Below are 12,000 nucleotides of genomic sequence, written 5' to 3'. Positions count from 1 at the left end.
TCCGCACGATCGCGGCGAAAGGCTTCAACGACTGTGGACATCCTCCAGTTCGTCCTGCAGGTTCTGCTCGGTATCACGAGCCTCCTGCTGACGCTCCTCATCCTTCTGCACAAGGGTCGCGGTGGCGGCCTCTCCGACATGTTCGGCGGCGGCATGTCCTCGGCGATGGGCTCCTCCGGGCTCGCCGAGCGCAATCTCAACCGGTTCACGGTGGTGCTCGCCCTGGCGTGGTTCGTGTCGATCGTCGCCCTCGGGCTCATCACGAAGTTCCAGGGCATCTGATGGCCACGGGAGGCAACGCCATCCGCGGCACGCGCGTCGGTGCCGGACCCATGGGCGAGCAGGACCACGGCTTCCACGCCGATCGCGTGGCGATCTCTTACTGGGATGCCCTCGGCAATGAGACGGTCCGCTACTTCGCGGCCGGCATCACCGAGGAGGAGATCCCCGAGACGATCGACTCCCCGCACTCCGGGCTGCCGGCCGGACGCGACAAGGCGAACCCGCCGGCCCTGTCGAAGTCCGAGCCCTACAAGACGCACCTCGCCTACGTGAAGGAGCGCCGCACCGAGGAAGAGGCTGAAACCCTCCTCGACGATGCCCTGCAGCAGCTCCGCGAACGACGGGGTCAGTAGCCGATACGACGGTGGAATGCGAAGAGCGGATGCCAGGTGGCATCCGCTCTTCGCATTCTCCGGACGGTCAGTACTCGCCGTCGATGAGTTCAGGTGGCACCTGGGCGGCCGCCGCCTGGTCGACGAACAGGATCGTCCGCTTGCGGCCCTTGGCTCCGGCTGCGGGCACGCTGCGATAGTTCGCCCCGGCGAGGGCGAGACCGAGCGCGGATGCCTTGTCGGCGCCCGCCATGACCATCCAGACGCGCTGCGACGAATTGATCACCGGACGCGTGAACGAGATGCGCTCGGGGGGTGGCTTCGGGGAGTCGCGCACGGCGACGACCGCTTCGTCGACGATGCCGATCTCGGCGCGATCGGGGAACAGTGAGGCGATGTGCCCGTCCGGTCCCACTCCGAGGAAGCAGATGTCGAACGAGGGCCACGCGCCCGTCTCGGAGCGGTCGGCGGGTGCGAATTGCGCCAGCTCGTCGGCGTAGGCGACGGCGGCCGCGTCCAGATCGAGGTGGCCGTCGCTGGAGGCCATCGCGTGGATGTTCGCGGCCGGGATGTCGAGGGAGTCCAGGAACGCGTCGCGTGCCTGCTTCTCGTTGCGGTCGGGATCATCGCGACCGACGAACCGCTCATCGCTCCACCAGAAGTGCACGCGCGACCAATCGATCTTGGCGCACTTCTTGCTCGCTGAGGCGGCACGAAGCACGGCGATGCCGCTCGTCCCCCCGGTCAGCGAGATGTGCACGGTGTCGCCGGCCTGCACGCCCTTCGAGACGCGCTGGAGGAAGCGAGCTGCGACGGATTCCGCCAGGTGCGCAGGATCAGGACTGATCACCACGCGCTTCTCGACGTTGTACTCAGCCATCGGACTCCCGGCTCAGAGGCGGACCCAGAAGCTCCCAGCCCTCGGTGATCACTCGACCATACAGGACGTCCGGATCGAGGCGGCGGAGCTCCTCGGCCAGGCATTCCCGGAGCGTGCGACGCGGGAGGACGAGGTCGTGGTCGGGCTGCCCGCCCTGGTGGAGGCAGGCGATCGAGGCCGATGAGCGCTCGAGGACGACGTCCGATGACGCACGGGTCAGGCGCACGGAGCGGATGCCGTCGCGCCATTCCTCTTCGGGGAGGTACTCCCACTCGACCGGCACGTCCAGCATCAGACGCAGCCAGGCCGCGAGAAGAGCCGTCGACGGCGACGTGCTCGCGCCGCTGACGCTGACCCCCGTGACCGCCTCGTACGGCGGCTGGTCGAGCACGGCCGCGAGCTGCTCGCGCCAGTGCGTGAGGCGCGTCCATGCGAGATCGGTGTCTCCGGGGGCATGATGCTCCCCGAGGTCGCTCAGACGGTGCGCGTCGTACGGGCGGGTCGAGGCATCCGTGATCCTTCGCTGGGCGATCTTGCCGAGCGGCGAAGTGGACGGTGTCGTCGGCGGGTGGTCCGGCCACCACACCACGACCGGCGCATCCGGCAGGAGCAGGCCGGTGACGAGGCTCTCCTCGTTGGAGGCCGCGGCGCCGGACGCATTCAGCACGATGACCTCGCTCGCCCCGGCGTCGCCGCCGACGCGGATCTGCGCGTCGAGACGCGAGGGCGCATCCGGGTCGTCGTTGATCATGAGGACGATCACCCGCATCGGGTGCTCTCGGGACGCGTCGTTGGCGGCCTCGATCACGGCCTCCTCGCGGCCCTGGCGCGTGGCGATCATCAGGGTGAGAACGCGTCCGAGAGCGACGACGCCGCCCTCTTCGCGCACGCTGACCAGCGCACGGCTGATCTTGCTGACATTCGTATCGGGCAGATCGACGATCACGGGCGCCTCCAGACGCGTCCATCGCGGGCGAGGAGCTCGTCCGCGGAGTCAGGGCCCCACGAGCCCGGCGAGTACTGGTCGAGCGCGCCGCCCTGGGCCGCCCAGAAGTCCTCGATCGGGTCGAGGATCTTCCAGCTGAGCTCGACCTCCTCGTGGCGGGGGAAGAGCGGGGGATCGCCGAGCAGCACATCGAGGATGAGCCGCTCGTAGGCCTCGGGGCTGGCTTCGGTGAAAGCGTGGCCGTAGCCGAAGTCCATCGTGACGTCGCGCACCTCGGTGCCCGCGCCGGGGACCTTGGAGCCGAAGCGGATCGTGATGCCCTCGTCGGGCTGGACCCTGATGACCAGCGCGTTCTGGCCGAGCTCGGACGTCTGGTTGCGCGTGAACAGGTGCTGCGGAGCACGCTTGAAGACCACCGCGATCTCGGTGACCCGGCGGCCGAGCCGCTTGCCGGTGCGGAGATAGAAGGGCACGCCGGACCAGCGGCGCGTGTTCACCTCGAGCTTGACGGCGGCGTACGTCTCGGTCGTCGATTCGGGATTCATCCCGTCTTCTTCGAGGAACCCGGTGACGTGCTCGCCGCCCTGCCACCCGCCCGCGTACTGCCCGCGCGCGGTGGACTGGGAAAGGTCCGCCGGAAGCGTGACGGCCGCGAGCACCTTCTCCTTCTCGGCGCGCAGGTCTTTGGCCTGGAAGGTGATGGGCTCCTCCATCGCGGTGAGGGCCATCAGCTGGAGCAGATGATTCTGGATGACATCGCGTGCCGCTCCGATGCCGTCGTAGTATCCGGCACGGCCGCCCACGCCGATGTCCTCGGCCATGGTGATCTGCACGTGATCGACGTAGTTGCGGTTCCAGATCGGCTCGAACAGCTCGTTCGCGAAGCGGAGCGCCAGGATGTTCTGCACCGTCTCCTTGCCGAGGTAGTGGTCGATGCGGAAGATCGAGTCGGCGGGGAAGGCAGAGCGCAGAGCGTCGTTGAGCGCCCGCGCGGAGGCCAGATCGTGACCGAACGGCTTCTCGATGACCACGCGGCGCCAGCGGTCGGGTTCGTCGGCGGTGTCGTCCACCAGCCCCGAAGCCTTCAGCTGCTTCGCGACGAGCGGGAAGTCCTTCGGCGGGATCGAGAGGTAGTAGGCGTGGTTTCCCATGGAGCCGCGTTCGACATCGAGCTTCTCGACCGTCTCGCGCAGCTTGGCGAACGATTCCTCGTTGTCGAATTCACCGGAGACGAAGCGGATGCCCTCGAGCAGCTGCTTCCAGGTCTCCTCGCGGTACTCGGTGCGCGCGTGCTGCTTGACGGCCTCGTGCACGACCTCGGCGAAGTCCTCGTCCTCCCAGTCGCGGCGGGCGAACCCCACGAGTGCGAAACCGGGAGGCAGCAGACCGCGATTGGCCAGGTCGTACACCGCGGGCATGAGCTTCTTGCGCGACAGGTCGCCGGTGACGCCGAAGATGACCAGCGCACTCGGCCCGGCGATGCGGTTGAGCCGGCGATCGTCGGGGGTGCGGAGCGGGTTGTGGCCGCGGGTGATGTCGATGACCATGTCTACTGCGCCGCCTCGAAAAGTGTCAGTACTTCGATCTGTGGATCCGTCAGGGTCAGCGTGACGACCGGTCGGCCGTGCTGCTCGGCGAGCACCCCGGCGTCTCCGGCGGCCTGCGCCTCGATCAGCTGGCCGAAGGTGAACGGACGGCCGGGAATCTCCAGATCGACGTCGGTGCGCTCGAGGATCTGGAGGAACACGCCCGTAGCCGGACCTCCCTTGTGGAACTGCCCGGTGGAGTGCAGGAACCGCGGTCCCCAGCCGAAGGTCGTGGGCCGGCCGGAGTCGGCGGCGACGAGCTCGCGCAGCCCCTGCAGCCGGTCCACGCGCAGACGATCGACATACGCCTGGACGCTGACGTAGCCGTCGGCGGGGATCCGCGCCCAGAGTGCGTCGAGCACGCCCGCGATCGTGCCGGAGGCTGCGAGTGCGGGATCGGAGGTGCGGACCTCGACGCCGTCCGCGACGAAGGCCGGTGCAGAACGTTCGGGGCGTGCGTCGAGCAGACCTCGGGTGGCGACCTTCGCCGATTCGACATCGGGCTGATCGAACGGATCGATCCCCAGCATCCGTCCGGCGATCGCGGTCGCGTATTCCCACACGATGAACTGCGCGCCGAGAGAGCCGCTGATCAGCACCTCGCCGTGATGGTGCTCGCGGAAGTGGAACTGATTCGCCTCGTCGACCAGACGCACGATCTGCAGATCTTCGGGCAGGGAGTCCAGCTCGGGCGAGACGGGCAGAAGCACGACCGGAAGGATGCCGGTGCCGTCCTTGCCCGTCGACTCGGCGACGAGCTGTTCGATCCAGTCGGGGAGTCCGACGATGTGGGTTCCGTCGGTGATCAGTCCGAGCTTGTCGCGTCGGGGCTCACCGCCCGCGATCGCTGCGGCCAGCACCAGGGCGGGATTCTCGGGACTGTCGATCGCGACCTCGAGGAGCGTGGCCTCGGCCTCGTCGAGCAGTTCGGAGATGTCCACGCCCGCGAGGCCGCTGGGCACGAGACCGAACGCCGTGAGCGCCGAATAGCGCCCGCCCACGGTCGGGTCGGCGTTGAACACGCGGTATCCGTCCGCTCTGGCGGTCTCGTCGAGCGGTGAGCCGGGATCGGTGACGACGACGATCCGCTCGAGCGGATCGATGCCGAGGTCTCGGAAGGCCGCCTCGAACGCCCGCTTCGCGGAGTCCGTCTCGACGGTCGAGCCCGATTTCGAGGAGACGACGAGGACGGTCTGCTCGAGTCCGCCCGACTCGCTGTCGCCGTCGATCGCCGCGAGGACCTGACCGGGGGAGGTCGTGTCCAGGATGACCAGCGGAACACCGGCGGTCTGCGCGATGACCTCGGGAGCGAGTGAGGAGCCCCCCATTCCGGCGAGCACGACGCGCGTGACGCCGGCGGTCACGTACTGAGCGCGGAGCGCATCGATCTCGGGCACCAGCGGGCGCGAGACGCTCACCGCCTCGACCCAGCCCAGACGGTGGGCTGCCCCCGCCTCGGCGGCGGCTCCCCACAGCGACGAGTCCTGCGCCGTGATGCCTGATGCGACCAGATCGGCGATCAGCGCCGGGAGGGTCTGGTCGACGACCGACTTGACCCGCCCGGTGAGGTGGATGTCAAAGCTCAACGTGCGGCCTCGGAGGCGTCCTTCAACGCGGCCGCCGTCGTCTCCTGCAGATCGTGCCAGGAAGCGATGAACTTCTCGACGCCCTCGTCCTCGAGCACCTGCGTGACATCGGCGATGTCGATGCCGACGGCGGCGAGACCGTCGATGACGGCGTGCGCGTCCGCGTAGTTGACCGTGATCGTGTCACCGGTGATGACGCCGTGATCGAACGTCGCCTGAAGGGTCTTCTCGGGCATCGTGTTCACGGTCCCCTCCGCGACGAGCTCCGTCACGTACAGGGTGTCCGGAAGTGCGGGATCCTTGACGCCCGTCGATGCCCACAGCGGACGCTGCGGGTTGGCGCCCAGCGCCTGAAGGTCGGTAGCGCGTTCCTCGGCGAACTTCTGCTCGTAGAGCTCATAGGCCAGGCGCGCGTTGGCGATGCCGGCCTTGGACAGCAGCGCGGTCGCCTCGTCCGTGCCGATGGCCTTGAGGCGCTTGTCGACCTCCGTGTCGACGCGCGACACGAAGAACGATGCGACGGAGTGGATGCCGGCCAGGTCGATGCCCGCGTCCCGCGCCCGTTCCAGCCCGGCGAGGTACGCATCGATCACATCGTTGTACCTCTCGAGGCTGAAGATCAGCGTGACGTTGACGCTGATGCCCGCTGCGATGGTCTCGGTGATGGCCGGGAGGCCCGCCTTCGTGGCGGGGATCTTGATGAGCACGTTCGGGCGATCGACGGCCTTGTGCAGCTCTGCGGCCTGAGCCGTCGTCGCATCGGTGTCATGGGCGAGGTCGGGGGAGACCTCGATCGACACGCGCCCGTCCACACCGTTCGTCGCGTCATAGATCGGAAGGAAGATGTCGCACGCGCTGCGGACATCTGTGGTCGTCAGGGAGAAGATCGTGTCGTCGGCGCTCGCCCCCTTCGCCGCCTGGGCGGAGATCGCCTCTTCGTAGCCGATGCCGGCCGAGATCGCACCCTGGAAGATCGTCGGGTTGGTGGTGACCCCGACGACGTCACGGGTGTCGATGAGCTCCTGCAGGTTGCCGGACGTGATGCGCGACCGCGACAGGTCGTCGAGCCAGATGCTCACGCCTGCGGCGGAAAGGTCTGCGGTGGGGGTGCTCATGCGTTCTCCTCGGAGTTGCTCGTGCCGGCGGCGGCGATGCTCTCGCGCGCCGCCGCGATGACGGCTTCGGTCGTGATGCCGAATTTCTGGAAAAGGGTCTTGTAGTCGGCAGAGGCGCCGAAGTGCTCGATCGAGATCGAGCGGCCGGCGTCGCCGACGATGTCACGCCAGGTGAGCGCGATCCCGGCCTCGACCGAGACTCGAGCCTTCACGGCGGCGGGAAGCACCGACTCCCGGTAGGCGGCATCCTGCTCGTCGAACCACTCGAGCGAGGGCACCGAGACGACCCGGGCGTTCACGCCTTCACCGGCCAGGGTCTCGCGCGCATCGACGGCCAGCTGCACTTCGGAGCCCGTCGCGATGAGGATCACGTCGGGCGTTCCGCCCGGCGCCTCGGCCAGCACGTAGGCGCCCTTGACGGCGAGGTCGGCCGAGGCGAACGTGTCGTCGGACGCCTCGCCCTTGCCCCGGGCGAACACCGGGATGTTCTGGCGGGTCAGCGCGAGACCGGCGGGTCCGGCGTTGCGGCGCAGGAGTTCGAGCCAGACGACCGCGGTCTCGTTCGCGTCCGCGGGGCGGACGACGGCGAAGTTCGGGATCGCCCGGAGCGTCGCGAGCTGCTCGATCGGCTGGTGGGTGGGACCGTCCTCGCCGAGGGCGACCGAGTCGTGCGTCCACACGAACAGCGACGGGATGTTCATGAGCGCTGCGAGACGCACGGGCGGGCGCATGTAGTCGGAGAAGATCAGGAACGTACCGCCGAACGGCCGTGTCGGGCCGTGCAGCTTGATGCCGTTGATGATGGCGCCCATGGCGTGCTCGCGGATGCCGAAGTGCAGCACGCGACCGTAGGGGCTGCCCGTCCACTCGTGGGTGGACCATTCCGCCGGGATGAACGACTTCGCGTCCTTGATCGTCGTGAGGTTGGATTCCGCGAGGTCCGCCGATCCGCCCCAGAGCTCGGGCAGTTCCGCAGCGAGCGCGTTGATGACCGTTCCGGATGCCGCGCGGGTCGACACGTCCTTCCCCGCCTCGAACACGGGAAGCGCATCGGCGACACCCTCCGGGAGCTCGCCGGCGTAGAGGCGATCGAACAGGGCCTTGGCCTCGGGGTTGGCGTCTGCCCAGGCATCGAACCCGACCTGCCACTCGGCGTGCTCGGCTGCTCCGCGTTCGACGAGTTCGCGGGTGTGCGCGAGCACGTCGTCGGCGACGACGAAGGACTTCTCGGGGTCGAACCCGAGGACCTCCTTGGTCGCCTTCAGCTCGTCGCCGCCGAGGGCGGAGCCGTGGATCTTGCCGGAGTTCTGCTTTCCGGGGGAGGGCCAGCCGATGATCGTCTTCAGGATGATGATCGACGGCTTCGCGGTCTCGCCCTTCGCGGCGTCGATCGCCGCGTTCAGCTCGGCGACGTCCTCGACGTACTGGCCCGTCTTCTTCCAGTCGACCGTCTGCACGTGCCAGCCGTACGCCTCGTAGCGCTTCGCGACGTCTTCGGTGAAGGCGACGTTCGTGTCGTCCTCGATCGAGATCTGGTTGGAGTCGTAGATCGCGATCAGGTTGCCGAGCTCCTGGTGACCGGCGAGGGAGGATGCCTCGGAGGTGACGCCCTCCTGCAGGTCGCCGTCACCCGCGATGACGTAGACGAAGTGGTCGAACGGTGACGTTCCGGCCGCAGCATCCGGATCGAAGAGTCCGCGCTCGTACCGTGCGGCGTACGCGAACCCGACGGCCGACGCCAGACCCTGACCGAGCGGACCCGTGGTGATCTCGACACCCTTCGTGTGCCCGTACTCCGGGTGGCCCGGAGTCAGCGAGCCCCACGTGCGCAGCTCTTCGAGATCTTTCAGCTCGAGACCGAACCCACCCAGGTAGAGCTGGATGTACTGGGTGAGCGACGAGTGCCCGACCGAGAGGACGAAGCGGTCGCGCCCCACCCAGTGCGTGTCCGACGGGTCGTGCCGCATCACCCGCTGATAGAGGAGGTACGCGGCGGGCGCGAGGCTCATCGCCGTGCCGGGGTGGCCGTTACCGACCTTCTCCACTGCATCCGCTGCCAGAACACGAACCGTGTCCACGGAGCGCCGATCGATTTCATCCCACTGCAGAGCCGACACCCGGCCGCCTTTCTCGAGGAAGCGCCCAGACCAGCCCGTCCGCAGCTGACATCCGTGAGGAGAAAGGGGGGAACGGCGCATGGGCGCGCGTGTTTTCAGCATAGCGAAGGCGCCCGCGGCAATGGGGGGAAGCGTCGTTGTGCGACGACCCTTGCGTCGCCGGGGTCATGGGTGTTACGCATCCACCACCCCGCCGTCGGCGATGCGGGGCCATGACGGACGCCTCCTCGGATCGACCGTGGATGCTCATGCCCTAGACTTGGAGCGTCTTCACGGCGGCGGTACAACGGGGGAAAATGGACATCTCGACGGGCATCTCAGTCCCGTCGACGGCGACCGTTCCGGTCGCTGGTCGCACCTTCGGTCGCAAGGTCCGCGCGTACGTCGCCCTCACGAAGCCGCGCGTGCTCGAACTGCTGCTGGTGACGACCGTCCCCGTCATGATCCTCGCGCAGGGCGGGCTCCCCAACCTGTGGCTCGTGCTCGCGACCGTCGTCGGCGGATCGCTCAGCGCCGGGTCGGCCGCGACGTTCAACATGTACCTCGACCGCGACATCGACGCGCACATGCAGCGCACCGTCAATCGGCCCCTCGTGACCGGCGAAGTGTCACCGCGCGGCGCGCTCGTCTTCGCGTGGACGCTGGCCGCGGCATCCACCGTCTGGCTCGCCCTGACGACGAATTGGCTCGCGGCCGTGCTGTCCGTCGGCGCCATCTTCTTCTACGTCGTGATCTACACGATGATCCTCAAGCGCCGCACCGAGCAGAACATCGTGTGGGGCGGGATCGCCGGCTGCTTCCCCGTTCTGATCGGATGGACCGCGGTCACGGGATCGCTGGCGTGGACGCCGATGATCCTGTTCGCGCTCGTGTTCCTCTGGACGCCGCCGCACTACTGGCCCCTGTCGATGAAGTACAAGGATCAGTACGAGGACGTGGACGTTCCCATGCTGGGCGCCACACGCAGCGGTTCGGAGGTGGGGCTCCAGGTGATCCTGTACGCGTGGGCGACAGTGGCCTGCTCCCTGCTGCTGATCCCGGTGGCGTCGATGGGCCTGGTGTACACGGTGTCGGCGCTGGTGTTCGGCGGGTGGTTCGTCTACGAGTCGCACCGTCTCTACACGCGGGCGGTCCGCGGAACCGAGCCGCGGCCCATGCGGGTGTTCCACGCGTCGATCACGTATCTGACGCTTCTGTTCGTCTCGATCGCGATCGACCCACTGCTGCCGTTCTAGCGGTCGCCGTCACGGTCTGCTGGTCGGCCGGACGCGGGCGACGGGTCGGGCGCGTCCGGGCGGCCAGAGGACCCTCACGCACGGCGCCGCAATGAACGAGCGGCGCGTGTTCTGGATTCAGCGGGCGCCGGTGGTCTCTCCGGCATCGGTCTGCGTCCGGGGCGCGGGCTCGTATCCCACGATCCGACCGTCGGCGTCGTCGACCTCCACCACGGTGTCCGTGTCGGTGAACGGGGCTGCCGCCGCGGGGGCGGCGGCGGGGAGGGTGTCGAGGTCCTCGTCGAAGTCGTCGGACGCCGCGATCTCGATCTCCTCGACGACGGCCGCGGGCAGGAACGACCGGACGACGGCCAGGGTGAGCACCAGCACGAGGCCGATCAGACCGGCGGTGAGGAGGCCTGCCCCGACGGTGACCCAGGCCTGGCCTGCGTACACCTCGACACCTGTGGCGCTGCCGTCGGTGATCGTGGAGGTCATGGTGCCGATCTTGTCGAGCACGAGCCAGATGCCGAGGGCGGCGCTGGCGATCGAGCCGATGAGGAGCACCCAGAACGGGATGCTGCGGATCAGGCGGGGACGAACGGACATGTGTGATGCTCCTTGCGGTGGGGGAGCCGCATCGAGTGCGGCTTCGGTCAGCCTGGGGTCTCTACCCATGCGGATCCTCTCCGCATCCTATGCGTGGGCTGTGCGCGCCCCGACCGCGCGGATCGGGAGCGACGGCGACGGGCGCCCTCGGCACGCCGATCGGCGAGGGGTGCGCGCGCACGGCCGCGACGTCAGCGACGGATGGCCGGCGCCGCAGAGCCGGGACGCATGTGGTCCGAGACCTCGTCGTCCGCGGGGGCGAGGGGAACAGGAGAGACGGCCTGCGTGAGGTGCACGAGCACGGCGGTCATCGCCGCGATCAGCAGCATCGCGAGCACCATGTGGATGTTGACGAGCACGATCGGCAGCCCGCTGCGCGCCTGCCACACACCGACGACGATCTGGACCACCTCCACCGACAGCAACAGCGTCGCCCACAGGGTGAGCCGTTGGGCGGCACCCGTCCAGCGTGCGCCGATGAGCAGCGCCAGAGTGAGTCCGAACGTCGCGTAGGCGGGCCAGGAGTGCACGTGCTGCATGAGCTCGGGGTCGAGCCCGTTCCTCGAGGCGCCGCCGTCACCGGCGTGCGGACCGGACCCGGTGACGAGGATGCCGACGACGACCGTGACCACCGTCAGGACAGCCGTCGCCCAGGCGAGCGCCGAATACCAGCGCGGGACCGCACGGGCGCGCGGGCCCGGCACGGCGTACACCCGCGCCACGAGGAGCGCGGACAGCGCCACCAGGATCGCGGACGCGAAGAAGTGGAGGCCGACGACGTACGGGTTCAGGTTCGTCAGCACCGTGATACCGCCCAGCACCGCCTGCAGCGGGATGTACAGGCCGATCACGAGGGCGAGCCAGAACAGATCGCGCCGTGTGCGCCGCATCCGCACCACGAACAGGAACATGGCGATCGCCACGATCGCCAGGACGAAAGTCAGCAGGCGGTTGCCGAACTCGATGACACCGTGGATGCCCATTTCCGGTGTCGCCACGAGGGAGCCGTTTGTGCATTCCGGCCAGGTCGGGCATCCGAGACCCGAGCCCGTCAGACGGACCAGGCCGCCCGTGCCGACGATGCCGATCTGCACCACGAGGGTCGCCCAGGCGGCGACGACCACCCGCCGGTCGATCGTGCGGGGCAGCCGGTCTCGGAGCGCTCGCAGGAGCGATGGACGGGTGTCGATGGTGCGGTCCGCGGACATGTTGTCTCGCCTTCAGGTGCGACGCGCCCCGCGGGAGCGGGGAGGTGGCTCCGTCTGCCCGGGGGACGGCGAAGCCTGTAGAATCGGGGGGTCGGGATGCGGATGATTTCAGCGATCCGCTCCAC

At 68.5% G+C, this 12,000-nt stretch carries 11 protein-coding genes; 3 read left to right on the top strand and 8 right to left on the bottom strand.

Features of this window, described 5'->3' with window-relative positions; translation table 11 throughout:
* The first annotated feature begins 33 nt into the window (after positions 1 to 33).
* Complete coding sequence (gene secG, locus ACFM35_RS06820) at positions 34 to 282, top strand: preprotein translocase subunit SecG (RefSeq protein ID WP_378840042.1); 249 nt, start codon at positions 34 to 36, stop codon at positions 280 to 282.
* Positions 282 to 635 (top strand): RNA polymerase-binding protein RbpA, encoded by a 354-nt coding sequence (locus tag ACFM35_RS06815; RefSeq protein WP_378840040.1) that lies wholly within the window; start codon positions 282 to 284, stop codon positions 633 to 635. The genes secG and ACFM35_RS06815 overlap by 1 nt, the downstream gene beginning before the upstream one ends.
* A 67-nt stretch (positions 636 to 702) precedes the next feature.
* Here the strand turns inward: ACFM35_RS06815 and pgl are convergent, their stop codons facing one another.
* From pgl to tkt, 6 genes are read right to left on the bottom strand one after another with little or no spacing between them, the layout of a single operon-like run.
* Entirely contained in the window at positions 703 to 1,494 is a 792-nt protein-coding gene (gene pgl / locus ACFM35_RS06810; RefSeq protein WP_378840038.1) for a 6-phosphogluconolactonase, read from the bottom strand.
* Entirely contained in the window at positions 1,487 to 2,440 is a 954-nt protein-coding gene (locus tag ACFM35_RS06805) for a glucose-6-phosphate dehydrogenase assembly protein OpcA (protein WP_378840036.1), read from the bottom strand. The genes pgl and ACFM35_RS06805 overlap by 8 nt, the downstream gene beginning before the upstream one ends.
* Complete coding sequence (gene zwf / locus ACFM35_RS06800) at positions 2,437 to 3,987, bottom strand: glucose-6-phosphate dehydrogenase (RefSeq protein WP_378840034.1); 1,551 nt, start codon at positions 3,985 to 3,987, stop codon at positions 2,437 to 2,439. The genes ACFM35_RS06805 and zwf overlap by 4 nt, the downstream gene beginning before the upstream one ends.
* A gap of 2 nt (positions 3,988 to 3,989) precedes the next feature.
* Positions 3,990 to 5,612, bottom strand: a complete 1,623-nt coding sequence (locus ACFM35_RS06795; RefSeq protein WP_378840032.1) for a glucose-6-phosphate isomerase — start codon at positions 5,610 to 5,612, stop codon at positions 3,990 to 3,992.
* Complete coding sequence (gene tal, locus ACFM35_RS06790; protein ID WP_378840029.1) at positions 5,609 to 6,727, bottom strand: transaldolase; 1,119 nt, start codon at positions 6,725 to 6,727, stop codon at positions 5,609 to 5,611. The genes ACFM35_RS06795 and tal overlap by 4 nt, the downstream gene beginning before the upstream one ends.
* Positions 6,724 to 8,844: a transketolase gene (gene tkt, locus ACFM35_RS06785; protein WP_378840027.1), complete on the bottom strand. Its 2,121-nt coding sequence runs from the start codon at positions 8,842 to 8,844 to the stop codon at positions 6,724 to 6,726. Before tkt ends, tal begins: the two co-directional genes overlap by 4 nt.
* 296 nt (positions 8,845 to 9,140) lie before the next feature.
* Between tkt and ACFM35_RS06780 the strand changes: the two genes are divergently transcribed.
* Positions 9,141 to 10,079 carry a heme o synthase gene (locus ACFM35_RS06780; RefSeq protein ID WP_378840025.1) on the top strand — a complete coding sequence of 313 codons (939 nt, stop codon included), beginning with the start codon at positions 9,141 to 9,143 and terminating at the stop codon, positions 10,077 to 10,079.
* A 117-nt stretch (positions 10,080 to 10,196) separates the two neighbouring features.
* Here ACFM35_RS06780 and ACFM35_RS06775 read toward each other — a convergent pair whose 3' ends face one another.
* Both ACFM35_RS06775 and ACFM35_RS06770 read right to left on the bottom strand, forming a co-directional pair.
* Complete coding sequence (locus ACFM35_RS06775; RefSeq protein ID WP_378840023.1) at positions 10,197 to 10,667, bottom strand: hypothetical protein; 471 nt, start codon at positions 10,665 to 10,667, stop codon at positions 10,197 to 10,199.
* A 191-nt stretch (positions 10,668 to 10,858) separates the two neighbouring features.
* Positions 10,859 to 11,875, bottom strand: coding sequence for a COX15/CtaA family protein (locus ACFM35_RS06770; RefSeq protein ID WP_378840020.1), 1,017 nt, complete (start codon positions 11,873 to 11,875; stop codon positions 10,859 to 10,861).
* Between the last annotated feature and the right edge of the window lie 125 nt (positions 11,876 to 12,000).

Source organism: Microbacterium songi, assembly GCF_042747925.1.
Classification (GTDB): Bacteria; Actinomycetota; Actinomycetes; order Actinomycetales; family Microbacteriaceae; genus Microbacterium.
Note: the sequence above shows the minus strand (reverse complement) of the source record. Positions and strands in the feature narration are given on the sequence as shown.